Origin of the sequence: Natronorubrum halalkaliphilum (assembly GCF_009834785.1) — an archaeon.
Taxonomy (GTDB): domain Archaea; phylum Halobacteriota; class Halobacteria; order Halobacteriales; family Natrialbaceae; genus Natronorubrum; species Natronorubrum halalkaliphilum.
In genome coordinates this window covers 63,345-88,614 of record NZ_WUYX01000024.1, presented here as the reverse complement: position 1 = coordinate 88,614, position 25,270 = coordinate 63,345, and the positions used below count along the sequence as shown (strand labels likewise).

The 25,270-nt window shown below is 60.7% G+C and carries 20 protein-coding genes and 2 pseudogenes; 15 read left to right on the top strand and 7 right to left on the bottom strand.

The window, feature by feature from the left end:
* Positions 1–568: 568 nt before the first annotated feature.
* Both GS429_RS22630 and GS429_RS06965 read right to left on the bottom strand, forming a co-directional pair.
* Positions 569–766, bottom strand: a pseudogene (locus tag GS429_RS22630) (DUF7437 domain-containing protein); the annotation flags it as partial.
* A gap of 1,019 nt (positions 767–1,785) precedes the next feature.
* The gene (locus GS429_RS06965; RefSeq protein ID WP_160064017.1) at positions 1,786–4,536 is read right to left on the bottom strand and encodes a hypothetical protein; all 2,751 of its coding nucleotides are present in this window, start codon (positions 4,534–4,536) and stop codon (positions 1,786–1,788) included.
* Positions 4,537–4,973: 437 nt separating this feature from the next.
* Between GS429_RS06965 and GS429_RS06960 the strand changes: the two genes are divergently transcribed.
* From GS429_RS06960 to GS429_RS06950, 3 genes are all read left to right on the top strand, one after another.
* Positions 4,974–5,771: a DUF8159 domain-containing protein gene (locus GS429_RS06960; RefSeq protein WP_235920755.1), complete on the top strand. Its 798-nt coding sequence runs from the start codon at positions 4,974–4,976 to the stop codon at positions 5,769–5,771.
* A gap of 89 nt (positions 5,772–5,860) precedes the next feature.
* Positions 5,861–7,126 carry a HEAT repeat domain-containing protein gene (locus GS429_RS06955; RefSeq protein ID WP_160064015.1) on the top strand — a complete coding sequence of 422 codons (1,266 nt, stop codon included), beginning with the start codon at positions 5,861–5,863 and terminating at the stop codon, positions 7,124–7,126.
* The gene (locus GS429_RS06950; RefSeq protein ID WP_160064013.1) at positions 7,123–7,986 is read left to right on the top strand and encodes a CheF family chemotaxis protein; all 864 of its coding nucleotides are present in this window, start codon (positions 7,123–7,125) and stop codon (positions 7,984–7,986) included. The genes GS429_RS06955 and GS429_RS06950 overlap by 4 nt, the downstream gene beginning before the upstream one ends.
* A gap of 287 nt (positions 7,987–8,273) precedes the next feature.
* On the opposite strand, the gene GS429_RS06945 is transcribed toward GS429_RS06950, so the two are convergent.
* Positions 8,274–8,468 (bottom strand): hypothetical protein, encoded by a 195-nt coding sequence (locus GS429_RS06945; RefSeq protein WP_160064011.1) that lies wholly within the window; start codon positions 8,466–8,468, stop codon positions 8,274–8,276.
* 425 nt (positions 8,469–8,893) lie between these two features.
* Here GS429_RS06945 and GS429_RS22125 point away from each other — a divergent pair.
* From GS429_RS22125 to GS429_RS22370, 8 genes and pseudogenes are all read left to right on the top strand, one after another.
* Positions 8,894–9,430, top strand: a pseudogene (locus GS429_RS22125) (archaellin/type IV pilin N-terminal domain-containing protein); the annotation flags it as partial.
* A 513-nt stretch (positions 9,431–9,943) separates the two neighbouring features.
* Positions 9,944–10,102 (top strand): hypothetical protein, encoded by a 159-nt coding sequence (locus GS429_RS22625; RefSeq protein ID WP_425438190.1) that lies wholly within the window; start codon positions 9,944–9,946, stop codon positions 10,100–10,102.
* 2 nt (positions 10,103–10,104) lie between these two features.
* Positions 10,105–10,725, top strand: a complete 621-nt coding sequence (locus GS429_RS06935) for an archaellin/type IV pilin N-terminal domain-containing protein (RefSeq protein WP_160064009.1) — start codon at positions 10,105–10,107, stop codon at positions 10,723–10,725.
* A gap of 235 nt (positions 10,726–10,960) precedes the next feature.
* The gene (locus GS429_RS06930) at positions 10,961–11,458 is read left to right on the top strand and encodes a flagellin (RefSeq protein WP_160064007.1); all 498 of its coding nucleotides are present in this window, start codon (positions 10,961–10,963) and stop codon (positions 11,456–11,458) included.
* Positions 11,459–11,923: an archaellum stator protein ArlG gene (gene arlG, locus GS429_RS06925; protein WP_160064005.1), complete on the top strand. Its 465-nt coding sequence runs from the start codon at positions 11,459–11,461 to the stop codon at positions 11,921–11,923.
* Between the two features lie 9 nt (positions 11,924–11,932).
* Positions 11,933–13,111: a FlaD/FlaE family flagellar protein gene (locus GS429_RS06920; protein ID WP_160064003.1), complete on the top strand. Its 1,179-nt coding sequence runs from the start codon at positions 11,933–11,935 to the stop codon at positions 13,109–13,111.
* Between the two features lie 97 nt (positions 13,112–13,208).
* On the top strand, positions 13,209–14,945 hold the full coding sequence (flaJ, locus tag GS429_RS06915; RefSeq protein WP_160064001.1) for an archaellar assembly protein FlaJ: 1,737 nt from the start codon (positions 13,209–13,211) through the stop codon (positions 14,943–14,945).
* A 59-nt stretch (positions 14,946–15,004) separates the two neighbouring features.
* The gene (locus GS429_RS22370; protein WP_268892274.1) at positions 15,005–15,139 is read left to right on the top strand and encodes a hypothetical protein; all 135 of its coding nucleotides are present in this window, start codon (positions 15,005–15,007) and stop codon (positions 15,137–15,139) included.
* Between the two features lie 221 nt (positions 15,140–15,360).
* On the opposite strand, the gene GS429_RS06910 is transcribed toward GS429_RS22370, so the two are convergent.
* Positions 15,361–16,134: a DUF7500 family protein gene (locus GS429_RS06910; RefSeq protein ID WP_160063999.1), complete on the bottom strand. Its 774-nt coding sequence runs from the start codon at positions 16,132–16,134 to the stop codon at positions 15,361–15,363.
* A 552-nt stretch (positions 16,135–16,686) separates the two neighbouring features.
* Between GS429_RS06910 and GS429_RS06905 the strand changes: the two genes are divergently transcribed.
* From GS429_RS06905 to GS429_RS06890, 4 genes are all read left to right on the top strand, one after another.
* The gene (locus GS429_RS06905; protein ID WP_328821280.1) at positions 16,687–18,633 is read left to right on the top strand and encodes a FlaD/FlaE family flagellar protein; all 1,947 of its coding nucleotides are present in this window, start codon (positions 16,687–16,689) and stop codon (positions 18,631–18,633) included.
* A gap of 3 nt (positions 18,634–18,636) precedes the next feature.
* Positions 18,637–19,395: an archaellum protein ArlH gene (gene arlH / locus GS429_RS06900; RefSeq protein ID WP_160063995.1), complete on the top strand. Its 759-nt coding sequence runs from the start codon at positions 18,637–18,639 to the stop codon at positions 19,393–19,395.
* A gap of 15 nt (positions 19,396–19,410) precedes the next feature.
* The gene (locus tag GS429_RS06895) at positions 19,411–21,084 is read left to right on the top strand and encodes a type II/IV secretion system ATPase subunit (RefSeq protein ID WP_160063993.1); all 1,674 of its coding nucleotides are present in this window, start codon (positions 19,411–19,413) and stop codon (positions 21,082–21,084) included.
* A 113-nt stretch (positions 21,085–21,197) separates the two neighbouring features.
* Positions 21,198–22,079 (top strand): CheF family chemotaxis protein, encoded by an 882-nt coding sequence (locus GS429_RS06890; protein ID WP_160063991.1) that lies wholly within the window; start codon positions 21,198–21,200, stop codon positions 22,077–22,079.
* Between the two features lie 34 nt (positions 22,080–22,113).
* On the opposite strand, the gene GS429_RS06885 is transcribed toward GS429_RS06890, so the two are convergent.
* The 3 genes from GS429_RS06885 to GS429_RS06875 all read right to left on the bottom strand — a co-directional run bounded on the left by GS429_RS06885 (position 22,114) and on the right by GS429_RS06875 (position 25,112).
* Positions 22,114–23,328, bottom strand: a complete 1,215-nt coding sequence (locus GS429_RS06885) for a chemotaxis protein CheC (RefSeq protein ID WP_160063989.1) — start codon at positions 23,326–23,328, stop codon at positions 22,114–22,116.
* A gap of 6 nt (positions 23,329–23,334) precedes the next feature.
* The gene (gene cheY / locus GS429_RS06880; protein WP_160063987.1) at positions 23,335–23,691 is read right to left on the bottom strand and encodes a chemotaxis protein CheY; all 357 of its coding nucleotides are present in this window, start codon (positions 23,689–23,691) and stop codon (positions 23,335–23,337) included.
* A 611-nt stretch (positions 23,692–24,302) separates the two neighbouring features.
* Positions 24,303–25,112 carry a CheR family methyltransferase gene (locus GS429_RS06875; protein ID WP_328821279.1) on the bottom strand — a complete coding sequence of 270 codons (810 nt, stop codon included), beginning with the start codon at positions 25,110–25,112 and terminating at the stop codon, positions 24,303–24,305.
* Between the last annotated feature and the right edge of the window lie 158 nt (positions 25,113–25,270).

Below are 25,270 nucleotides of genomic sequence, written 5' to 3'. Positions count from 1 at the left end.
TTGTCCTCATGTTCGCCATCATCAACATAGAAAAGCTCTGTGAACCACTCTAACTACCATTCAGCAGCTATTCAACAAAGCACATAATTCAGGGATGTTGTGTTACTGGTGACCCAAAAAGTGAATTAAGATAAGGTGACTTTTCCATCACTTCTACCAACCGTGGTTCCCAGGAATCAGTACGAAGGAAGATATTTTTGGATTCGCTGACCACAAGCTTTCCAAGCGATTTCTTACCGGATCCTGCGTACTTTTTTGGAGTTACCGGTATCGGTGACCCTGGACCGTCTTCTCCATCGCCTGGGACGCTTTGTGGTCGAGGTATAGTTGCTGCGCGGTACTCGGACCGATCGGATCGAGATTGTGGTTTCCGTCTTCGGACATGGGTTATCTCGGAATTCCAACCCGAAGGAAACCACCCGACTGCACCGGGTATCCAGAAGCGTTCAGTCACTGAACGGACCTATAACCCGTCTGAACCATTTCCGAGTTGGCCCATATTTTCGCCGCGAGCAAACTCGCGAGCGACAGGAATCGCACCGAAAGACTCAGTCATCGTTTCCGCCCCTCATTTATCCGTAACCGGTTGATTACGAGCGTTCCGGATATCTTCGAAGTAGGGATCTACCGCCTTCATATCCAGCACGACATCTCGCAACGCGTGGAGAACGGCAATGGCAAACGCATGCTGAAGATCGAGTTCCCGTGCAGCGATTCACTCAGTCATCTCTCCCTCAGCGTACGGTATCGCGTAGGTAATAACGCTCGGGGAGATTGGGGGGATAGTCCGGTTAATTCACTTCAGCACCAGGTGATTCACCGACTCCGATGATCAAATAACGTACTTCGAAGTACGATACTTTGGAGTATGATTATGGGAAGTACCGTATTTGGCACTGCCGTATCGGAGACTATGTCCGGGTTCGTGAACCGAACGGAGGAACTCCCGCGCCTTTACGCAGGCCGTAGCGGACGCTGCCGAGGAACGGGGTAATCTGCGGTTGTTCACCGTCGACGACGTCGTAACAGCGCTGAAGCCATCGCTGTGAGTCCTCGCGAGTTCGAACTCAGGACTGGCTCGATCTCTCACCTGATCAACGAATCATCCGATATTCGTCATAGACTGGTTATTGATAGTTTTGCACTTGAGTCCGTTACTGCGGGAAGCAGTTGCGGAAACGATAACCGAATTAGCACGGTGGAAGTAGGCTCTGTTAAGGTGGGCGTCGCAGAAACTACACTACCAGTCGAGAAGACTCTATAGCGTTTATCCTCTGGACTGGTGGGCCCGTTCCCGATTCCGCGGATCAGACACGAGACTGCACTCGAGATCGAGAACCATTGTTGCCGAACTGGCGATAACCGGACTATGAGCTCGATTCAGGTGGATGGAATCGGTTTCAGAGGGTCTCCGACACTCGCGAACGGTCGGTTTCGGCTTGGACGCGTATTTGGTCCGATTTGAACCGCTCGAGGGGGCACGATTTCGTCTCGAGACGGTCGATTCAATAGTATCGCTATCTGGGAAGAACTAGTAACTATCAAAGAAACTATCTAACGTTGATTCGGTATCCGCTTTCGTCCGATCGATCGAAGAGATCCGACCACAGTGGTCCGCGCTGGTCTCGTTTACTCGGGACCTATCGTTGGCGAAGCCGCCTGATAGTAGGCGGTGAAACTAGTCACGCACCGATTACGACGCTGTCTGCGATCAGGTGTCATTGACGCTCACTGACAACTATCGGTATGGCTCGTCGACAATGCGGTACAAGCGGGGACAGTTGCCTACCAGTTCCCGATAACGATCCCTTCCGGTCGAAGGACGACCCCGACGTTGCCGTTCTTCCGATCGAACACCTCCTCGTGGGACGTGATGTCCTCGACGCCCGCCCCGACCTTGAACTGGTTGCTGGTCGGTAAGGAGCCGAGCTCGCGTCGCTCGTCGGGATCCAAGGTGAGATCCTCTAACAGCACGGTATCGTCGGCCGTCTGGCAGCGGATGCGGACCGTCGTCGGTTTCGGCAGTTCGTTCTGGACGATCAGCGTGCCGGTTCCGAGGCCGACGGCGCGTTTGGCGGCGGCCACGATCGCCGCCGCATCCACCGCCTTGAGTGCTGTCACGAGCGAGTCGACGTCGGTCGCTTTGAGGGAAGTCAGCTTTTCGTTCCCGGCGGCACCGATCGCGGCCGTCTCCTCCTGGAGGGCTGTCGGTATCTCGGCCGGCTCCGGCGGGAAGTCGTCCGGATCGTTACGATAGACGAGCCACACCGGTACGGCACAGAGCACGCCGAATGTGCCGAAGAGAAGGAGGAGCCAGAGCCACGATCGATCGTCGTCAGCAGGCGACGTCTCGGTTTCCGACGCGGTTTCGGTTTCAGTCTCCGTGTCCGTGGATTCGCCGTCCGTTTCGCTGCCGTCGTCCGAATCGGAATCGCTGCTCGAGCCATCGTCGTCGTCGTCGGCGCTCGAGCCCCCGACATCGATCGTCCCCTCGACGGTGTCGTTTGCCGTGCGGATCGTGTACTCGTACGTCCCGGGGTCATCCGGGGCCGTAACGGCGGACGAGACCGACGTTTCTTCGATCGCGTCGAGTGAAACGCGGTCTATGTGTGCGGATTCGCCGGCGAATTCGATGTCGACGTACTGCGTTCCCGGCTGAGAGCCGACGTTGCTGATCACGGTATCGAACGACATCTCCTCGCCCGGCGCAACCGAACTCGGCACATCGGCTTCGGAAATCTCGAAGAACGGACTGTCCGGCCGTACCGTCGCGTTGATCCTGTCCTCATCGTTCTCGCTTCTCACGATCAGTTCGACCATGGAGGGATCCCGATCCGTCGTTTCGAAGCTGAACCGTTCGGTCGTCACCTCCGGCGCATCTAGACTAACCGTAGCGTTGTCCCGGACGCTCCGAACGGTTCGGCGCGGATCGTCGGCCGCCTGATCCACGATCAATCGCACGTTCTGCTCGCCGGCGACGTCGCCGGTGTTTTCGATCGTGACGGTCGCACGAAGCCGCTCGGACTCGTTTACCGGCGCGTTCGTATCGATGATCTCGACCTGGAACCCGCTGCCGTAGATCCGCGGTCGCGTCGAATCGTCGTCCCCTGGGCTCGTCACGTCGACGTCGATTCGGGGCGCATCACCGACGTCCGTCTCGTAGGAAAAGGTCTCGGTGACGGTGTCCGATCCGGGCCCGGAGAGCGTTACGTTCGTCGTGTCTTCGACGCTCCCGTCGACGAGGAACTCGATCTGATACTCGTGATCGCCGTCCGGGAGATCGTCGTGTCCGATTTCGGCCGTGACCTCGAGGTCGTCACCCTCTTCGGGGGCGTTCGAATCCGTGATGTTGACGTACACTCCTCCCTCGTGGGCCGACTCCGAGACGACCTCGAGCGATTTCGTGTCGCTGTCTCCGCGGATCCCGTCGATCGTGGCTTCGATCTCCGGACCGTCGCCCTCGACGGTCTGGTAGGTGAAGGTCTCGGTCGTCGACGAGCCGCTATCCAGCGGATCGACCGCCTTCCCGCTCACTCGAGCGTCGTCGACGAAGAATTCGATCAGGTATGGGTCGTCATAGTCGTGTCGCTCGAGGTCGCCGACACGCTCGATTTCGGCCGTGACCTCGAGTTCGTCGCCTTCCGCTGGACGGTTCGAGTCGATGATTTCGACGAAGACGCCCGCTCGGTCGACGTTCACTTCGGTCTGATCCTCTACGTTGTTAGCGAACGCAATCACCTCGAGTCCCGACGCGTCGCCGAGTTGGGTTTCATACTCCAGCGTTACGGTCTTCGTCTCTCGCTGCTCGAGATCGATCCCGGTCGTCGCAACGAGTTCCGGGCCGGTGCCGTTGTCGACCTTGAGTTGCAGATCCTCGCTCACGTCGTAATACCCGACATAGTCGATTTCGACCGTGACGTCGAGTTGTTCCCCTTCACCCGGCGAGTTCGTCTCCGTGATGGTGACATCCAGTTCCGGGTCGTCGGAGAAAACGACGTCAGCCCGGGAATCGTCAGTCCTGAGCGCGACGTCTTCGTCGTCTTCGAGGACGATGCGGCCGTCCTCGCCCACGACGAGCGAGGAGTTGACGAAGTCGCCGTCGGCGACCACGAGGTCCGGATCGGCGTCGTCGAGCTGGTGGATTTCGTTGCCGTCGGCGAGGACCCGTTCGCCGGTTTCGGTCTGGACGATGCCGTCGGTGACGACGAGCCGCGTATTGTGGCCGTCGTCAGTGGTGATGTGTGGGTCCGACGGACAATCGTCCGCTGCGGCCCCACTGACGACGTGCTCGTCTTCGAATCGGACGACAACGGCATCCTCGTCCGGGTCACACGATTGGTCCGACAGCAGCACCACGTTGCTGCCGAGGGCCGCTGGAGCCCCCGACTCGGGCGAGCCGCTCGAATCCCCGGCTGCGACTCCGGCAACGCCGGTCACGACGACGAGACCACAGAGTACCACGACGGCGAGGATAACGGCGAATCGGGCGCGGACGAGGCCGTTCCGCGAGAGGCGTCCGGTTCGAAGAGATGTCACTCGGCCCGTCGCCGCGGTCGAATCGGTCGCTGTTCGCGCCGGTGGCGTGGTAGCAGGGTCGGTGCCCGTCCGTTGGGGCGGTCTCCTCGTGATAGCGCTGAGCCGCGTCGGGGAAATCACGATGTCGAGCGGTAAGTAATCTAGGCTTATTGCATTGTCGGCCAGATTTTCGTTATTCCGTCGATATGTATCGGGATCTCGCTCGAGGACGGCACGCAGTCACTCGACTTTTGGTACGGTTGTCTCCGGTAAACGCCGCTACGAAGGCGGCTGTGGTCCTGGAATCGGCGTCAGTGAGTCGCGGCTCTGGCGCGTCGCGAGTGCACGTATGTAAAATAGTGCCGGCACGGACGGCGCTTCGTACCGCGGTCGAATCGCGACTGGCGAGGGGGACGGCCGACGCGCTTTTCACCTATTGGTGAGACGATATCGTAACGATGGTACGAGAGCCTGGGTGTGCGACCAGCAACAGCGAGGACGGCGACCGGACTCGTCGACGACGGACGAAAGCGAACGCGGAGCCAGCGACCCGCTCGACGAGCCGGCGTCGCGCGCTCGCTGCTGTTGGCACGTTCGCACTCGGGGCGACGGCGGGCTGTTTGGACTCCGTGCAGGGTATCGGCAGCAGTCGCGTCGAAGTCACACCGGAGGATCCGGGAGACGATCCGGAGGCGACGCCCAACGAATTTCATTTCTTGCTCGAGAAGAACGGTATCACGGTCGACGAACTGTACCACGATACCGAGGACGACGACCTGATTCTGTTCTACGAGTCGGCTGCGGAAACCGGCGGCGAGTCGGACGACGAGATAGCCCTCATCTATCGCGTGTTTAGCGAGGGGCTCATCGACCGCGGCTCCGACGTGAACCATCTCTACACGGAAGTCGTCGATCGGTTCGACGGACAGGTCGAAGGGTGGGCCGTCAACGCGGAGTGGGCCGAGGAGCACCTGGCCGAGGAAGTCTCCGGTGCCGACGTGTGGAACGCGATCGTCGACACGATGGTGTATCCGGAGGGCGAGGAGCGATTCGACTTCGACGAGGGCAACGACACTGACGACGGGGCTGAAACGGGCGGTGACGTTAGCGACGACGGTGACGATATCGAAACCGACGGTGGCGATAGTGACGACGGTGACGATAGTGACGAGGACGATACTGAAACCGAAGGCGACGACACTGACGACACCGACGAGGAGCAGGACAACTCCACAGATGAGGCCGACGACGAGTGAGATGATGGGCACACGTTCCGACGACAGTCGTCGGAGACGAGCGGACAGAGCGACGCCAACGCGAGTTTCGAGTCGGTAAGCTATCAATCATGACGCTATTTAATCTCGAGCGCAACGCGGAATTCGAACAACTCATCTCGCATCTCGAACGGAGTTCGAATCCGGACATTCGAGCGCGAGCGGCCGAGATACTCGGTAGTCTGGAATCGAAAGCCGATGACAACCGATACTCGAGAGCCGAGGTCATCGACGCGCTCGTGGAAGCGTCACAGGACGACGAGAGCGACGACGTTCGGGCGGCCGCGATCGACGCGCTGGATCAGTACGGCCAGGAGGCCCTCGAGCAGTTCATCGGCGAGATATCCGGACAGGAACTCGAGGGCATCGCGGAGTGGAAGAAAGCGAAGGTGTTGGCGCGCGGGCTGAGCGCCGACGAGCCCGAGCTACGGATGGCCGCCGCGACCGGATTGGGTCGCATCGGCGAAGACAACGTGTTGAACGCGCTGGTCGAGCGGTTGACCGACCCCGATCCGCGGGTGAGAAAGCGGGTCGCACGCGCGTTAGGTCGCATCGAATCGCCCGAGAGCGTCCCGGCGTTATCCCAGTTGCTCCACGAGGACAAGTACGACGTGCGGATCGAAATCGCCTACGCGCTGGCGGATATCGGCACGCAGAACGCGCTGAAAGAGCTCGTCGACGTCGCCGACGCCGACGACGAAACGGTTCGGCGGATCGCCGTCGACGCCCTGGGTCGACTCGGGAGCATCGAAGCGGTCGAGATCCTCGCGGGGGCACTGAACGACGACGCGGAAACCGTCCGCCGGACGGCCATGTTCTCGCTGGTGCAGTTGCTGTCGGAGGCCCCGGCGAACGCGAGCCACCAGATCCGGGAAAAGATCGTCGAGGAACTCGAGGCGGCGGAAGAGAGCGCGGCCGTCCACCAGCCGTTGATCGAGATTCTGGATCGGAGTACGGAGACGGCCCAGCGGCGAAACGCGGCGTGGCTGCTCGGTCGAATCGCGACCGAGGACCACGAGGCGGAGGCCCAAGAGGCGTTGATCGAGACGCTGGGCGACGACGACGAGATGACCTCGAAGTTCGCGGCGACGAGTCTGGCGGTGCTGGACGGGGATGGACTAGAAGGGCGGTTGCTCGAGTTGGTTCGGGACGACTACCGCGACGAGGAGATGCGGGTGAAGGCGCTGTTCGTCCTCGGAAAGGTCGGCGGCGACACGTCTCGGAAGCGGCTCTCGAAGTTCGTCGAGCGAACGGACAGCGACCGGTTGCGAAAGCGCGGCTTCTCCGCGCTGTCGAAACTGGGCGGCGTCGGCGCAGTAAGTGGTGACCTCGCATGAGCAACTCCGAGCACAAACTCGCGGACGTCACGGGAAAGTTCACGCAGGTCGTTCGCGACGGGCGGAAGCTTTCCGACACCAACTGGTCTAACGGGCGGCTGGTGCTGTCGAACAAGCGGCTGGTGATCGTCAGCAACGGGGGGAAGGAGACGATTCCGCTCTCGAAGATCCAGTCGATTCGGGGCCGGTACGACGTCAACCAGACCGTCGCGAAGGTCTCGAACTACATCAGCATCAACTACGGCGCGAACGTCTACCTCATCTCGATGGGCGAGGTCAACGAGTTCGAGTTGCAGATCCAGAAGGCGATTCTGGACGGCGAAATCGTCCTCTTGAAGCATCCGGCGGTGAAAGGCGGCGTCGTCCAGGACTCCTCGTGGCGGAAAGCCCGCGTGAAAATCAACGACGGGGTCGCGAACTTCGCCGTCGAGAGCGGCGATTTCGTCCAGATCGAAGTCGACGACGTCGGCACGATCGAGAGCGACGAGCGCACGGTTCGCTCGAAAGAGCGACCGGTGATCGAAGCCGAGCACACGGAGGAGGGCTCGAGCGTCCAGACCTACGTTTCGGGGTCGTCCCAGAACTGTGCGATGTTGAAGTCGGTGCTAGATCGCGGCGCGGAGAAAAACGCCTCGCAGATCGACCTCTCCGGGAAAGAAGAGGAGGTGCTGATGGCGATCTACTCCGGCGTGTCGCCCTTTGAGGTCCCCGAGTTTCTGGACATCGACACGGACGACGTCGAAGAGATCTACGAGCGCCTGATCGAACTGGACGTGTTAGAGGAGGTGCGGGTGCGTCGGGAGGTCGCGTTGAAACCGCGCGGGCGGAATATCGCGAGCGAAGCGATGAACAACAAGTAGCTGGTTTTTGGGTGGTTCGAGGGGTGTGTTGGTGACTCGAGGTGTGCGTGTTGGTGACTCGAGGGGGAGTTGCGTTGGTATTGGAGTCGACTCGAGCGGAACCCACGTCGGAGTCACGGTCGGGCGAAACCCACGTCGGACGGGCAGCAAATTCCTCTCAGTCGTCGATATGGACCGGAAGTCGACGTTGAGGTGTGGTCCGTTCCGAAACGGGACCCGAGAGCGGAGCAGCGAGAATCGAGTTCGGAACCAAACGGCGATTCGAGTCGTCGATCAGCGTCGCCGTCTCAGCTCTCTTTGAGGTAACTGACGTCGCGCTCGAGTTCGTACCCCTGGGGGACGCCGATGTTTTTGAGACAGCCGTCGCAGACGGGCTTGGCGTAGGTGCGGTTGTTCGCTTTGCCGAGGACGTTGGCGTCGTCGAGCGAGATGAGCTCGTCGCAGCGACTGCACTCGACGTTCTCGCCGTCGATGATTTCCATGTCGGAGATATCGACGAGGTGGGGGAATAAATGTCTCGGCCGTGTTCCGTGGTGGGCGAGGGGTGTGGAGGTGGAGTGATCGGTGCGAGACGAGGCGGGTTGGGTTGGGAGTGGGGAGGATCTCGAGTTCGGAATTGCGAGTTCGGAATTGCGGTCGATTCGAACGCCGATTGGCACTTAATGGTCACACCACTGAAGGGTACTACTACTTAGTGTGGGTTCGATCGGCAAGTAGAACTAAATAGGGTGTGGGACTCTCGGCAAGTAGATTTAAGCATAATAGCGATTGGCAAGTAGAGTTATATAGTGTCAGGGGGGCGAGTAGATTTAATAGTGGGTAGGCGAAATTCGCGTTTACGCTCCAGCAGGATCTGAACCCGTCTTACGGACGGGATTCGGTGGGCGCTGGACGCAATCCAAAAACAATGTTCGAACGAAACACAGACGACGACCGCGGTCAAGTGGGGATCGGCACCCTCATCGTGTTCATCGCGATGGTGCTGGTCGCCGCGATTGCCGCGGGCGTGCTGATCAATACGGCTGGTCTCCTGCAGACGCAGGCTGAGGCCACCGGTGAAGAGAGTACAAGCCAAGTGAGTGACCGGATACAAATCGTGAGTTCATCAGGAGGCGTTGACCAAGTTTCAGTCTTCGATACCCTCTCTGATGATGGTGGCGATCTAACAGTTGAGTTCAACAGTGACGCCACCGACTTACAAGGAGAAGAAGTCTCTCTCACTGTTGCAACTGGTGGTGAAGCAGAGTTCGAAGAGAGGAAGATTGTGGAATTCGATGACGATGCGGTTATGGAAGACGAAGAAATCGTATTCACCAATCTGCCAGAGGGAGCGGAAGAAATAACTCTCGATGGAGAGAATATCGAGGCAGGCACTGAAACCTTCGCCATTAGCGGAGGACCAGCCGCTGTCGAATTCGAGGATTCCGACTTTGGTGTCAGTCCGGCGGAAGAGGATAGTTTCACCGTCACTGTTGCCTTTGATGAGGTCTTAGAGGAAGATGACGAACGTGTTGATGACCTCGTCGTTAGGTTGACCGACAACGATCGGTCTGAGGGTGACCTTGTTGAGGTCAGAGAAGATGGTGTTGCTGACGAAAACGAGGCCGACTTCGACTTTGGACCTGTCGACTCCGATGACGGTACGGAGTACGTAGTCGAAATTGTCGGTGCTGACGAGCTTTATAAAACAACTATCACTGCTGGTGATACAGATCCGAATGAATTCGATGACGTAGAGATCGCGAACGTCGAATTCGGTGAGCTCGACCAGCGAGTTGGCGACATTCAGTTTGTCGTTGCAACTGCCCCTGGTTCCAACCCAATTGATCTTGAACAGACGACGGTTCAGTTCATTGGAGAGCAGGGTGAAGACACTGTTGCCATCGCTGGCGACAATATCGCCAATATTCAGGGCGTCACTGACGGCGTTCTGACCGACAGCACCGATCGTGCTGAAGTGTCGTTCGCTGTTGTCTCGGAAATCGAAGGCTACGCTGAACTCAACGAGGATGAACGAACGTCGGTCGTGTTCACCACGAACTCCGGTGCAACGACGACGACCGAACTTCGTGTTCCAACAACGATCACGCAGGATAGTCAATCGGTGAGGCTGTAACAATGTTCGAAACTAACAACGACGACGACCGTGGTCAGGTCGGGATCGGTACACTCATCGTGTTCATCGCGATGGTACTGGTCGCCGCAATTGCTGCGGGCGTCCTGATCAATACGGCTGGTATGCTCCAGTCGCAGGCTGAAGCGACCGGTGAAGAGAGTACTGACCTCGTCTCCGAGCGGATCGATACGACGAGTACAGTCGGTATTGTTGAATCGGAATCTGAAGGGACTCTCGAGGAAATCCGCGTTGGTATCACTGCTGCGCCGGGAGCAGATGATATCGCGCTTGGCGATACTGTCGTCCAAGTTGTCGGTCCGAATGGGCAAGCAAACCTTGTCTATGACGACGAGGCTACCGACATTACTGACCTCGACGATGGGTTCGTTGCCGAGGACGACGACGGGGAATTCGTTGACGCCTCTAGCGCTGTCCTTGACGACAACAACGATTTCACTCTTGTCTTCAACCCCGGTGCCGAGCCCTTCGGTACCTCTACTGAACCGTTCGGCGAGGGAGACGAGTCCGCACTCGACATCGTCTCGCCATCGTCCGCAACGACTCAGGTCACGCTGACTGCACCCGACCTCTTCACTGAGGACGGCGAAGCAGTCCGTCTCTAAGCGAGACGCACTGATCTGAACGATTCGGTTATTTTTCTTCGAGCCGTCATCGACCCTCGAGTGACAACTAATCTCTCAGTCTCTCCTTCGATCGTCGAGCACAGCACCATTGGCCTACCACTGGACACCAGCAGATCACAGGTGTTCTTGAGACAACCACACAACTATCACACAACCCAAAACCAATCGAGGGGGCCAGAGCGCTTTTACGATATCACTGCCTCTCGTCGTATAGATGGGGTTCAGTACGAGCGGCGCGGTCATGGTCATACTCATCGGCCTTCTAGTTGCCGTCAGCGCCATCGTTCCAACCCTCTTCAGTGTCACCGGCGCGACCGGTGACGCGTTTTCCGCACAGAGCGACCAGCTCCGGGACCAGCAGAATACCGATATCACGATCGAGTCGTTCGAGTACGACGACGGCACCGATGTCGCAACCCTCGCCGTCGCCAACGACGGCGCGATCTCGCTCTCGGTCTCGAAAACCGACGTGGTCGTCAACGGCGAGTACTACCCCCTGCGCGGAGCAGATAGCAACACGACCGTCATCGCCTCGGGAACCGAGGGCGACGAGGAGCGGCCGACCACCGACATCTGGTCGCCGGGAACGACCCTCGAGATCGAAATCCCCGACGAAGACACCGAGACGGACCTGACCGGCGACGACAGCGTTCGCATCACGACCCAGAACGGCATCGCCGCGACGACCGGTACGACGGACGGTGAGACCTAGATGTCGAGCGTCTCCGCCACGCATCTGATCATGTTCATCGGCAGCCTCGTGATCGCCTCGGCGGTCGCCGGCACGGTCATCATCGAGGTCGGCAACGTCAGCGACTCGATCGAGATGCGGGGCTCGGCGGTCGCCGAGGAGATCGACACTGAAATCGCGATCATCAGCGACGAATCCCAACCCGACGCGATGGTCAACGACGACGGCAGCGTCTCGGTGCTGGCGAAGAACATCGGGAACAAGGATATCCCGGGCGATCCGAGATACATCGACGTCGTCGTCGACGGCTCCTACGCGCCCGTCGAATCCGTCGAGCGCCTCGACGCCGACAGCAACGGGTGGGACAGGGGCGGCGTCGTCGAAATTACGACGGAAGCCGACCAACTGAACGGCGACGGAGACACCGACGTCGCGGTCATCGTGAACGGAAACGAGGACGCGATCACCTTTTACTGGAGCGAATAACACAACAACATGATATTATTCAGTGGACTTGGCGACGCGGACGACGCCGACGACGAACCGGACGACGACGCGGACGACCTGTTGGGCGGTGCCGACGACGGGCTGATGGGCGAGGGCATGATGGACGACGCCGGCGACGACGGCGATTCCGACGAGGAACTCACCTACCGACTCGACGAAGTCGAGAAGGAGATCGACTCGCTCGGGAACAAAGTCGAGACCGTCCGCGGCGAAAACGAACAGATCAGCGAGTCGATCACGACCGTCGAACGCAACGTCGACAAACTCGTCGAGATGTACGAAATCGTCACGCAGGGGATCAACCCCTTCGTGGGCGACCAGGAACTCGGCAACGCCTTCGAGCACGCCGCCGACCAGAGCAACGTGTTCGGCGGCGGCGACGACCCCGAAGACGAGATCGACGAGGACATCGCGAACGCCGAGGCCGAAGACTTCCTCGCCGACGACCTCGAGGACGACGACCCAGAAGACGCGTTCGACGACGAACCGGGAGCTGATGCCGACGAGACGTTCGACGACGAGCCGATTCCCGAGGACGACCTCCTCGAGGACGACCCGGAAGACGACCTAACCGACGAACTCAACGACTTGGACGACGACACCGAAGCCGAGTTCGCGGACATGGCGACCGCCGAGACGGACGTCGACGATCCGGCGGATCTCGCGCTCGAGGAGGAGCCGAGCGACGACGGGGACGATACCGCCATCGCCGCCGAACCCGACACCGACACCACGGCTCCCATCGACGAACCGGCGGCCGACGCCGTCAACGGCGAGATCGGCGATCCGCCGTATCTGGTTCGCCATCCCTCGAGAAACGACGCGGAGATCGCGACCCTCGAGTGGATGGACTTCCTCGTCGAGACGGGCGGCGTCTCGGGGGCGGCCCAGACGGTCGCGTACTACGAGTCGGTCGGCTGGATCTCGCCGGGGATCGAGACCTACCTGCAGTCGATGTTGAACGGGTTCGGCGACGAGTCGGCGGAGTCCGATACCGACCGCGACCGTGACGCCGACGCCGATCCCGAACCCCGCTCGGTGCTGAGTAAAGCCGAGCACAAGCGGAGCCTCCAGTACATCGCGCGGATCGCGACGCCGGAGCGAGAGCCGTCGATACTGGCTGCGGAAGCCGAACGCGACGCGAGCGACTCTCGGACGCGGCGGTGACAGCCGGAAGGTTTGTATGCTGAGCAGGTCGACGTAACTCGCATGTATCGGGGAGCGTCCGAAACGGGCGGTCCCGGCGGAGAGCGACAGAGACATCATGGGTATTGCCGATAATACTGCGGCTCTAGGCGACCTCAGCAAATCCCTCGTTCGGTCCTACGAAGAGATCGAACTCCCCGCGCGGCTCTACGTTCTCGGCGTCCTCGTCCCGTCGTTTCTGATTTTCGTCGTGACGATCGTCGCCGCGGTCGTCGCGGACGTCTTTCTGTTCGTCCGGCTCCTGATTCCGGTGTTCGGCCTGCTGATCTTCGTGGCCGCGGTCGGCTACCCCCGGATCGCACTCGACAGTCGTCGGATCGAGATGGAAAACCGGTTCCATCTCTACGTGATCCACATGACGGTGCTGGCGATGACGAACATCGATCGGATGGAAGTCCTCCGCCAGCTCGCCAAAGAGGAGGAGTACGGCGAACTGGCGGCCGAAACGCAGCGCGTCGTCGACCTGGTCGACGTCTGGCACCTGAGTCTCGGCGACGCCTGCCGTCGACGGGCGAAGGAGGTTCCCAGCGAGTCGGTGTCGGACCTGTTCGAACGCATGGCGTACACGCTCGGTGCCGGGCAGGGGCTCGGCGAGTTCCTCCACCAGGAACAGGAGGTCCTGATCGAGCAGTACTCGACGGCGTACAAGCAGTCGCTGGGGAACCTCGACGTCCTGAAGGATCTGTACCTGTCGATGATCATCTCGATGACGTTCGCGCTGGTGTTCGCGATCGTCCTCCCGCTGCTGACGGGCGACAACCCGACGCTGACGGTCAGCGTCGTGATCATCCTCTTCGTGTTCGTCCAGATCGGCTTCTTCTTCGTCATCCGCGCGGTCGTCCCTGACGACCCCGTCTGGTATCTCGAGGACGGGCTTCGCACGAAGACGAAGCGTCGCCTGATCGGCTCGACGATCGTCGGCGTGGCCCTCAGCGTGTTCGTCGTCGTCGCGATGACGTTGATCTTTTTCGAACTGGTTCCCGGCTCGTCGGTGATTCCGGTCAAGTCGATCCCGCTGTTGTTGTACATGCCGATCGCGACCGCGCCGCTGTTGATCCCGGGCGCCGTGTTCATGTACGAAGAGCGCCGGGCGTTCGACCGCGACCGCGCGTTCCCGAACTTCATCCGCGCGCTCGGGACGAGCGAGAGCGCGAAACAGAGCACGACCTCCGAGGTGCTCGCGACGCTGCGGTCCCAGGACTTCGGCCCGCTGACCGAGAACATCAACGACCTCTACCGGCGGCTGAACATGCGCTTGAGCACCGAGAAGTCCTGGCGCTACTTCACCGAAGACACGAACACCTTCCTGATCCAGAAGTTCAGCGAGATGTACCTGGTCGGCCGGGAGATGGGCGGCGGTCCGAAACGGCTCGGCGAGGTCATCAGCAAGAACATGAGCGAGATCATCAACCTACGCGAGGAGCGCCGACAGCAGACGACGACGCTCGTCGGCGTCGTCTACGGGATCACCGTCGCGTCGGCGTTCGCGTTCTTCATCGGCCTGGAACTGGCCGTGATGCTCTCGAGTTTCGATATCGACATGGGCGAGCAAGCGGGGCCGGCCCTCGGGAGCACGCTGATCCACACCGACCAGTACAACGTGCTCGTGCTTCGGTTCCTGCTCGTGGTCGCGCTGATCTTCAACGCGCTCATCTCCTCGCTGTTGCTCCGCGTGGCCGATGGCGGCCACTTCGGGAACTCCTACGTCCACTTCACGGCGCTGCTCTGGCTCGGCGCGATCACCGGCACGATCACGGAACGGTTGATCGACGCGCTCATCTCCATCGACCTGTGAGCGAACGGCCGAAAGACGGATCATAGCCGACCCGCAATTCACGGGCAGAGACACTCAGTATGGAAGGGCAACATCCTCGATTGCTGCTCGCGTCGCGCGGAATTACGTCGATCCAGAGCGGAATCATCCTGTTCGGCATCTCGATACTGCTCTCGTTTTTCATGGCCGCGGTCATCTTCTTGAACGGCGCGTGATCGGCCGGGCGGTCACCGATCACCGATCACCGACCACACGAATCGCTTCGCTCGTACCACACCGACAGCAGTCTCGAGCCCGCGCTATCGCTCAGTTCGCAGTCGCGGTCGCTCGAGGTCGTTCTCGGTCGTCACCGCCACCGGTCTCCCCGGGTTCAAACTGACTGTTCGACTGCCGGATAGAAACGCCCGTTCTCGAAAGACACACCGTGAAAACGGTCTCAGTCCAGCGCCTCGAGCAACTCCTCGATCGTGCTGGATTCGTCGAGGCCGTGTTTGGCCGCGGCTTCGCGGACCCGAGAGGAGGCCAGCGTGGGGGTGAACTCGGATTTCGCGAACAGAAGTGACGCGGTGCGCGTGGTCGGCGTGCTTCGGGCGACGTTCTGTGCGTACCAGAGCACGAGATTGTCGAAGGTCCTGACGACGTCGTCGGAGGCGGTTCGGTGGCGGATGGTATCATCGCCGAACTGGGAGACGATGTCGACGGCCAGCCGGGCGTTCGACCGCTCGAGTTCGTCCGCGAGAACCGAGCGAGCGAGTTCGGGACTGGGTGGAACGCTCGGCGCGTCGGTATCGGCCGACCGGGGCGTCGCCGGGGCGGTGGCCGCGCTCGCAGCGTCCGCTTCGGCGTCGTCGTCGGTGGCCGCTGTCTCGTCGTCCGCGCTCTCGTCGTCCGCTTCGGGACGCCCTTCGTTCTCGCTCGCCGCGTTCGACGCCGTTGCCTCGCTTGACTCGGCGGACGCGCCTGACTCGTGACTCTGTCGGGACTCGGACTGTGTCGTCGCGTCGGCGTCGTCCGGAACCGTCGGCGCGCTGTGGTCCGCGGAGACGACGTACCGACCGTCGGACACCTCGGCGACGTACGGGCTCTCGCTGATGTCGAGGTCTTCCGGCGAGAGGACGCCGCCCTCGCCTTTCGACGGCTGTTCTGACGGAAGCACGGGCGGAACGTCCGCGTTTTCTTTGGGGTCACCCTCCCCGTTACTATCTGTCATGGCCAGTTCGTGGGGAACGCTTCAACCCCGATCAAGAAGAACCCTTTGTTTGACCAACATTCCTGCAACTCGCACCGGGACGCCGACCGCCCGCCACCCGACGCTCGATCCGCATCCGAATCGCCGGTCGGCGGTCCGTCGGAGCGGGCGGTCGGGCGGACTGCGAGGGCGCGTCCTCCTACCGGTGTGGAGCGAGCGCCGGCCTCGTGCGCAACGGATGTCTCAGTCGGTCCAGCGGCCGCACAAGGCTGTCGGTCGATACTGACGGGGCCCCGACGCCGAAAACCAGGAGATATTTGCCGAGTTGCGGTCCGGCGGCCATAATTACTTAATACGTAGCTTGTCATAGCATTCTTGAATGACGACTCGTAGCCGCCCGGAACGGAGAGGCAACTATCGGTGGGCCAGTGCGACGGTCGGCGCGCCGGGCTACGAGAGAACGCGAGACGCGGCTAGAATGACACGTTCACCATGCTATTATCCATAATTGGAAACATACTCGGAGACGACGCCAACGGTAGTAGCGGCTCCGAGAACAGCGGTGATGAGTTGATGGGTGGTGATCTCTCCGGGAGCATGGGCGACGACGAACTGCTACCCGGAAAGACGACTACCGGCGGTGAGATGGACGACGACGATCTGTTCGGCGGTGACGCCGGCGGCGGCGACGACGATTTCCTCGACGACGGGCAGATGGACGGCGAGATGTCGATCGACGGCATGGGCGGGATGGACGAGATGGAGGGCATGGACGCCGACGACGGCGGCGTCTCGAGCGAAATCGAAGCCCGCGTCGACGAGATGGAAAACGAGGTCGGCTCCCTCGCGTCGACGGTCAACACGGTCCAGAGCGAGAACGAGAAGATCGGCGAGTCGCTGGATGACATCGAGGAGAACATCCGCAAGCTCCTTGAGGTCTACGAGATGGTGACTCAGGGTGTCAACCCGTTCGTCGAGGGCGACTCGTTGAGCGACACGTTCGGCGGTGGCGGCGGTGGCGGCGACGCTGCCGGTAGTGGAAACTTCGGCGGAGAGAGCCTGTTCGACGGCGACGGTACCGAGGCCGAAGACGAAGCGATCGACGACGATATCGCGAGCGCCGAGGCGGAGGACTTTCTCGACGAAAGCATCATCGACGGCGAGGGCGAGGACGAGGACGACGATTTCGACGATCTGGACGGCGAGTCCGACGCTGGCGACCCGCTGGACGGCGACATGGAGGACACTATGAGCATGGATTCCGATTCAGAGTCAGACGACGCCGGTGACGACCTTTCGTTCGACGAACTAAAGTCCGAGTACGATTCCGGCGAGGCCAACTGGGAGAGCGACGAGACGGACGAGGCGGACGACGAGGACGACGCCGTCACCGAAGCGTTCGACGACGACGATACCAATGACGCCGAGATCGGTATCGACGATGCCGACGCCGAGAACGACGTGGAATTCGAGGAGACGCCGGACGACGGCGACGACCTCGAGTTCGAGACCGACGACGCCGAAACCGATGCGGCGGCGGGGGCCGAGCTAGAGATCGAAGACCAAACGGGAGACGGGACGACCGACGAGACCGCACAGCCGTGGGACGACGGTGGGCGGCCGTACCTGGAGACGATTCCGTCGGAGTACAACACCGAGTTCGTCGTGATGGACTGGGTCGAATACCTCGTCGAAGAGGCCGGCGTAAACGGCGCCTCGCGCACGATCCGGTTCTACGGGTCGATCCAGTGGGTGAGCCGATCGGTCGAAGAACACTTGCAAACGCGACTGAACGGGTTCGGCGGCGGCCCCGATATCGGCGAGCCCGAGCCGCGGTCCTCGCTCGGCGTCGATCACAAGCGGAGCCTGTGGTGGATCAGTCAGATCGCGACGCCGGCGAAGAAGCGCCGCTCGTTCGAGGAGTGGGCTGCCATGGAAGACGAAGCGGGGACCGAACAGGTGGAAATTACCGGCCAGGATGGGGACGACCTGCCGCTCGAGGCGGGCGAGGAGCTCTCGTACACCGAGTCGGTCGGCGACGAGGATCTCGATCGGGACGAAGCCGATGAGCTGCCCGTCGTCGATGCCGATGCCGAAGCCGATGCCGAGTCCGTCGGCGACTCGATCACCGAGGACTCCTGGGACGAACAGCCCGACGGCCGGGAGTCGGACGAGGAAAGCGATACGGAGATGGACGGCAACAGCGCGCAAACGATCCTTATCGACGAGGCCGAAGACGAGCGCCAGCAGCGCGAGACCGACGACTCCCGAACCCAGCCCGAGTTGGCCGACCAGGAGGTCAACGCGGACGGCGGCCAGATGATCTGGGTGGACACCGACATCGTGCTCTCGGAGTCGGGTGCGCGGCTGTGCAGTACGCGGAACGTCTACGAGAGCGGCGAGCGGGACGAGTACGCGAAACCGTTGGTCGTTTCCGACAGCGCGACCGACATGGACGGCTGGCAGATCGAGCAGATCCAGTTGCTGCTCGCTCCGGACGACGACGGACAAGAGAGGTAACATATGAGCCAATTTAAAAATATTTTCTCTATCGGGTTAGACGACCGTGACCGACTGAACAAAGAACTCGGCGGCGGTATCCCGACCGGCAGTATCGTACTGATGGAAGGCGACTACGGGGCCGGCAAGAGCGCGCTCTCACAGCGGTTTGCCTACGGCCTCTGTTCGACCGGCAAATCGGTCACCTTCCTCTCGACGGAACTCGAGGTAAAGGGGTTCGTCGATCAGATGGACTCGCTGAACTACAACGTCGAAGAGCATCTGCTGTTCGAGGATCTGTTGTTTCTGCACGGCGACCTGGACAGCGGCGGCGTCCTCTCCTCGACGGACGAACAACAGAGCCGCCAGGAGCTGTTGACGGATCTGATGGATTCGGACACGATCTGGTCGGCGGACGTCATCATCATCGACACCTTCGACGCCATACTGCGCAACGATCCGAAGTTCGAGGCCCTGGTCAGACAGAACGACGAGCGACAGGCCGCCCTCGAGATCATCTCGTTCCTGCGGGACGTCATCTCCCAGGGGAAGATCGTCGTGCTGACCGTCGATCCGTCGACCGTCGGCGAGGAAGCGATCGGTCCGTTCCGGTCGATCGCCGACGTGTTCATGGAACTCGAGATGATCGAGGTCGGCAACGACATTCGCCGGCAGCTGTTCATCAAGCGATTCGCCGGAATGGGCGAACAGGTCGGTGACCGGATCGGATACTCGGTCCGATCGGGCACGGGAATCGTGATCGAAAACCGGAGTGTTGCCTAACACGGTGACGGACGCATGACGGAAATGGGAACGCCGAAGCCGTCGGACGAACTCCAGGAGCTGGCGGCTCGGCGACCGCACCTTCGCGAGCATCTCAAGAAGTTCAGACAGATCACCGGCGAGTTTCCGAAATTAGTCGACGAGCCGAGCGCAGAGCACGAAGTAGCCCATCCGAACGTACTGTACCCGGTCGGCGGCCCGATTTACAGCCACATCTACGGCGACGTCGGAACGAAAATGCAGTACTTCGCCGTCGAACCGACGCTCTCCGAGGAAGAACAGGACGTCTTCGCGACCGTCAAGGACTCGCTGTTGCGCCGCAGTGCGAGCAAGAAAGCGCCGGACAAGGACGCGGAGTACGACGACCGGATCGAGGAGCTTCTCAATGAGACGACACACATCAAAGGCGACGACTCGAGCGATTTCCTCGATCGACTCAAGATCCGGTTCCACCCCGGTATCCAGGAAGTTCCCCAGGAGACCTACGAGAACATTCGCTACCGACTGAATCGCGATATCGTCGGTCTCGGCCCGCTCGAGCCGGTTATGCGCGACCCGGAGAACGAGGACATTCACGTGATCGGCCCCAACGAGTGCTACGTCGATCACGGCGTCTACGGGATGGTCGAGACGACGGTCGACTTCGGGACCCACGAGGAGTTCGATCGGTGGCTCAGCAACATGGGCGAGCGGATCGGCAATCCGATGACCGACGCCGAGCCGATCGTCGACTCGACGCTGCCCGACGGCTCGCGTCTGAACGTCATCTACAGCGACGACGTGAGCGTGAAAGGCCCCAGCCTCACCATTCGTCAGGGGACTGAAGTTCCCCTGTCGGTCGCCCAGATTACGAACTGGGGGACGCTCTCGCCCGAACTCGCGGCCTACCTTTGGCTCTGTCTCGAGAACGAACGAACGGTGTTCGTCGTCGGGGAGACGGCGTCCGGGAAGACGACGACGCTGAACAGTATTATGTCGTTCATCCCTCGCGACTCGAAGATCTACACGGCGGAGGACACGGCCGAGGTGTTGCCGCCCCACGACACGTGGCAACAGCTGTTGACCCGCGAGAGCCAGAGCGAAGACAGCGTCGACGTCGACATGTTCAAACTGGTCGAGGCCGCGTTGCGTTCTCGCCCCGAATACATCGTCGTGGGTGAGGTTCGTGGTGAGGAGGGACGGATGGCGTTCCAGGCGGCCCAGACGGGCCACCCCGTCATGCTGACCTTCCACGCGAGCGACATCGTCTCGATGATTCAGCGCTTTACCGGCGATCCGATCAACGTCCCCGAGACGTTCATGGACAACGCCGACGTGGCGCTGTTCCAGAACCGCGTCAAGCAGGGCGACGATGTGTTGCGTCGCGTCACGAGCGTCCAGGAGATCGAAGGCTACTCCGACCAGATGGACGGGGTCGTGACCCGACAGGTCTTCTACTGGGATCCCGTCGAGGACGAAATCGTCTTCCAGGGGATGAACAACTCCTACGTGTTAGAAGAGCAGATCGCAACGCTGCTTGGCTACGCGGAGACCCGCGACATCTACGACGACCTGCGGTTCCGGGCCGACATCATCGAGCGGATGATCCAGGAGAACATCCTCGAGTACCACGAGGTGAACGATACGATCGACTCCTTCCAGCGCGACGGCGTCGAGGGGCTACCGTTCCACGTGACGCGCCCGGACTAGCGCAAATGTGACTTTTTCGGTGTTCGCACCGAGCTACGGAACGAGCGCGCGATCGAATCAGCGGTCGGCGCGTCGTGTAAAAAGCTAAGATAATTCATTCAGTAAGGGACGGTATGACCGAAGATGTCGTCGCCGATTTTACCGGCCGTTTCGTTCTCAACGAGGGGGAGGACGCCCAGTCAAGGCCGGTCACGGGGCGAATTATCATGACGAAACGGCGGCTCGTACTCGCCTCGAGCGAGGACAAAACGACGATTCCGCTCTCGACGGTTATCGACGTCAACGTCGGCAGCGTTCCGAACCACGTCAAACAGTTCTTCGACGATACGGTGACGGTCGGCTACAACGCGGAGAACGGCACGCGGAGTGCGGTGATCGAGAGCACGGGTGAGACGGTCGAGACGTTCGTCGCGATTCTGTTCCGCTGTCTGCTAAACGGTCGAAAAGTCGGCGTGAAACATCCCGCCCGGGTCGGCGGCCGAGTCAAGGACACTCCCGTCGTTCCCGGAACGCTTCGGATCAAGAACCGGCGGATCGAAGTCAGCACGAAGAACGGGACGTTCAGCTTCGACGTGGATACCGTGATGCGAATCAAGCGCTCCAACAAGATCGGCGACCGCGACGACCGCGTCACGCTGGTCGTCAAGTACATCGACACCGACTCCGGGCTGACGAAGACGTCGCTCATCTCGCCGTCGAAGAGCCAGTACGTCAACCTCCTCGGTCGGTTTCTCCGCCTCGAGTTCGACGAACTCCGCGAGGAGGTCGCGGACATCGAGTTGACCAACCCCGAAAAGCGCGTGCTGGTCGGGGTTCACGCGACCGGCGGCGACATCGATTTCACCAACATGCTCGACGGCGATCCGGCGTACGTGACGAACGTGTTGAACTCGGTGAAAAACAAGAAGCTGGTCGTCGAGAACGGGAACGGCATTTCGCTGACGTCGAAAGGGCGGATCATCGTCAGCCAGCGGATCGAAGACGTGAACGCGTAATCGAGCGTCGAGTGCGTTCGGCTCTCCGGAACTGTTATCGGTCAAACAGTTCGGCGGGATCGACGCGGGTGTTGTTCGAGTTCTCGATGAGCAGATCGTCCAGCGCCTGCTCGAGTTCGTCGCGGCGCGGTAACGCGAGCATCTGGCAGGTAAAGACCTGGTCGCTGTTGGTCTGGATGTTCGAGTCGAGCATGAACGCGTGATCGTCGGTCTCCGCGATCTGGGCGGTGATCGGCGACACGATCGAGGAGCCCGTGTCGGCGACGAACTGTGGCGGTTCGTGCTTGATTTCGGCGTTTAACACGTTCGCCCAGCCGTCGACGAAGCCGCTGGTCATGATGTTGCCGAGTTCTTTCAGCGCGCCCTGTTCGACGGAGCCCCACTGCTCGTCGGTCTCCATCGGAACGAGCGAGTCAACGACCGCCCGGCCCGATGGCTGGTCGAACAGGATCACGAGGTTACCGCTGAACTTCCCGTCGAAGGGCATCACGGTGCCGACGTAGCGCTTGTTGCCGACCTCCGTCGGAATATCCTCGATCGGAACCAGCGTCAGCCGGCTGATCTCGACGGTCGTGTCGATGCCGGTCATCGACGTGATGTTCGTCGCGGCCTTCTCCGCACCCTCCTTCGTCATGTCGTTGAAGACCTTGAGCTTCTCCACCGAGACGATGTCGTCGGTCTTGGGCTCGAAGGCCTTCTCGAGCGAACTCGAGTCGGGGACGAGCAGAATCCGGAAGTCGATGGGTTCGCTGACGCCGTCCTGGGTCGCCTCGACGCGACTGCGGAAGACGAACAGGTAGTTGTCCTCCTGGGTCGCGGATTTGGGGAGGACGTCGGTGCCGGTCCCTTCGATATACGCCGGCGGCGAGCTCTTGATCTTCGCGTTCAGGTAGTTCGCCCAGCCGTCGACGAAGCCGCTGGACATGATGTTGCCGACTTCCTCGATGCTGCTCTTTTTCTTCTCGGGATCGTCGGCCGGGACGAGCGTGTCGGTGATCGCCCGTCGGCCCTGCTCGTCGAACGCGAGGACGACCTCGCCCGAGATCTCGCCGGTCAGATCGATGTTGACGCCGGCGAACTCGTTGCCGATAAACTCGTACTGGAGGTCCGACGAGGACATCAGCGAGACGTTCGTCACCTGTACGTGCGTACTGATCCCGGTGAGTTGTGAGAGGGACCGGGCGGCGGATTGGGCCCCGTCGTGAGCGAGCTCCTGGTAGGTCTCGAGCTCGCGAATGTCTATTTCCATGGTGGATTACCCGGCCGCGATGCTGTTGAGTTCCTCGAGGACGCTTTCCTTCTGGAAGGGCTTCGTGATGTATCCCTCGGCACCGGCCTTGATCGAGTCTTTCATCTGCTCTGCCTGCTCGACGCTGGTACACATGACCACCTTCGCGTTGGCGTCCATGTCGGTGATTTCGTCGGTTGCTTCGATGCCGTCTTTGATCGGCATCACGATATCCATGAATACGATATCCGGCTGCTCTTCCTGATAGAGTTCGACGGCTTCGACGCCGTTTTCGGCTTCACCCACGATCGTGTGGTCTTCTTCGAGGATTTCCCGGAGGAGGTCCCTCATGAAGCCGGAATCGTCCGTGATCAGTACGTCCATGAACGGTGCAATACACTCAGATTACTTAATTATATTGACCAAGATAATGACATCCCCGACTGGGATAAACGGGCCGCTGGAGGTGCCGTTGGCGGCGGGCCTGGGTATCGGCTTCCCGCGAGCGCTCGGTGGTGGACCGGTATTCGAAGACTGGGCTGATACCGACGCGTCGAAAACAGCTAGAATCCGATCCAAAATCTACACAACGTCTGTGCGGCCCAGGATCGGCTGCCTCGAGGTTCAGTCTGTCCCTCTGCCGGCTGGTGGTTAGCCGTCGCCATTCGCGGAACGGCCACAAGCTTTACAACCGTATGAGTATAAATTGATTTCCTATCTGATAACAAAAGCGATTCCGTGTATTGCTCTATGAGCCAGCCGTTATAAAATAAATGGCCGCGAGACTGTCGCGGTGGGATCGGCCTTTGCGCGTCGAATTATCGCCGGCAGTCGTATCTTCGTTCCAGCGTTCGGCCCGGCGGCCCGATCCGCTCGAACGATCGCGACGACGCAACGACCGCGACGACCACCCCTCACTCGAGCGAGACGGACACCGCAACGCCTCGGTGCTGACGACCGCCAAACTGCTGGACGAAGAAGTTGTTGCGAGGCGATTACGCTCGCCGGTAGATCCGATGTCGGTTGTCGGTCGCGTCGAACGTCGATTTGAGCGCCGGCGGGAGCGTTTCGCTCTTGCCGATAACGAGGTAGCCATCGCGGTGGAGCGAGTCGGCGATGGTCTCGAGCATCGATCGTTTGTACTCGGTGTCGATGTAGATGAACAGATTTCGGCAGGTAACGAGGTTGAACCCGGACTTGGGATCGCCGCTGATGAGGTCGTGGCGTTCGAAGGAAACCGGTTTCTTGACCGTATCGCGGACCCGAAACGTGTTTTCGTTCGTATCGTGGTCGACGTACTCCCGGAAGTTCGGGAGGAACTCGAGTTCGTCCTCGAGGTCGGTCGTTCGCGAGTCCTGGTAGACCCCCTCTCGTGCGATCTCGAGTGCGTCTTCGCTGATGTCCGTCGCCAAAATCTGAACTGACGACGCGTCGATCCGCGGATCGTCGTGGACGAGCATCGACAGCGAGTACGGCTCTCGACCGTCCGCACAGGCTGCGCTCCAGATCTTGACGCGGCGCTCGGTTTCCGAGAGCGTCCGGAGCACGTCTCGAATGCCGTCCCAGACGTCGGGGTTCCGGAAAAAGCCGGTCACGTTGATGCTCATCGAATCGAGCAGGGCCTGTTGTTCCGCCGAATCGGACCGCAGAAGCTCGAAGTATTCGTCGTAGTCGTCGCACTTCGTCCGGCGGAGCCGCGCCGTGATGCGCCGATCGAGGTAGCTGTCGTTGTAGTGGCTGGTCGCAAAGCCCAGCTCGTCTTCCATATACTCCAGGAGGGTGGAGAACGAATTGTCGCCGGTCACAGTACTCTCACGTCTCTTCCTGCTGTTGCACGGTAAATAAGGTTGCGGCCTCATATCGGAACGCTTGATGGGCTGGTGACGGGAATCCGTGGCGGTGTGACCGGTTCCGCTCGGGTCGATCGATTTTCGGCCGCCCAGCCACCGTTTCGGCGTCAACA

Coding starts and splice junctions, on each gene's coding strand:
- GS429_RS06935 (WP_160064009.1), top strand. CDS start 10,105: ATGTTCGAAACTAACAACGACGACGACCGTGGTCAGGTCGGGATCGGT.
- arlG (WP_160064005.1), top strand. CDS start 11,459: ATGTCGAGCGTCTCCGCCACGCATCTGATCATGTTCATCGGCAGCCTC.
- GS429_RS06920 (WP_160064003.1), top strand. CDS start 11,933: ATGATATTATTCAGTGGACTTGGCGACGCGGACGACGCCGACGACGAA.
- GS429_RS06945 (WP_160064011.1), bottom strand. CDS start 8,468: ATGGAAATCATCGACGGCGAGAACGTCGAGTGCAGTCGCTGCGACGAG.
- GS429_RS06905 (WP_328821280.1), top strand. CDS start 16,687: ATGGGTGGTGATCTCTCCGGGAGCATGGGCGACGACGAACTGCTACCC.
- GS429_RS06885 (WP_160063989.1), bottom strand. CDS start 23,328: ATGGAAATAGACATTCGCGAGCTCGAGACCTACCAGGAGCTCGCTCAC.
- flaJ (WP_160064001.1), top strand. CDS start 13,209: ATGGGTATTGCCGATAATACTGCGGCTCTAGGCGACCTCAGCAAATCC.
- arlH (WP_160063995.1), top strand. CDS start 18,637: ATGAGCCAATTTAAAAATATTTTCTCTATCGGGTTAGACGACCGTGAC.
- GS429_RS06910 (WP_160063999.1), bottom strand. CDS start 16,134: ATGACAGATAGTAACGGGGAGGGTGACCCCAAAGAAAACGCGGACGTT.
- GS429_RS06890 (WP_160063991.1), top strand. CDS start 21,198: ATGACCGAAGATGTCGTCGCCGATTTTACCGGCCGTTTCGTTCTCAAC.
- GS429_RS06955 (WP_160064015.1), top strand. CDS start 5,861: ATGACGCTATTTAATCTCGAGCGCAACGCGGAATTCGAACAACTCATC.
- GS429_RS06960 (WP_235920755.1), top strand. CDS start 4,974: ATGGTACGAGAGCCTGGGTGTGCGACCAGCAACAGCGAGGACGGCGAC.
- GS429_RS22370 (WP_268892274.1), top strand. CDS start 15,005: ATGGAAGGGCAACATCCTCGATTGCTGCTCGCGTCGCGCGGAATTACG.
- GS429_RS06895 (WP_160063993.1), top strand. CDS start 19,411: ATGACGGAAATGGGAACGCCGAAGCCGTCGGACGAACTCCAGGAGCTG.
- GS429_RS06950 (WP_160064013.1), top strand. CDS start 7,123: ATGAGCAACTCCGAGCACAAACTCGCGGACGTCACGGGAAAGTTCACG.
- cheY (WP_160063987.1), bottom strand. CDS start 23,691: ATGGACGTACTGATCACGGACGATTCCGGCTTCATGAGGGACCTCCTC.
- GS429_RS06930 (WP_160064007.1), top strand. CDS start 10,961: ATGGGGTTCAGTACGAGCGGCGCGGTCATGGTCATACTCATCGGCCTT.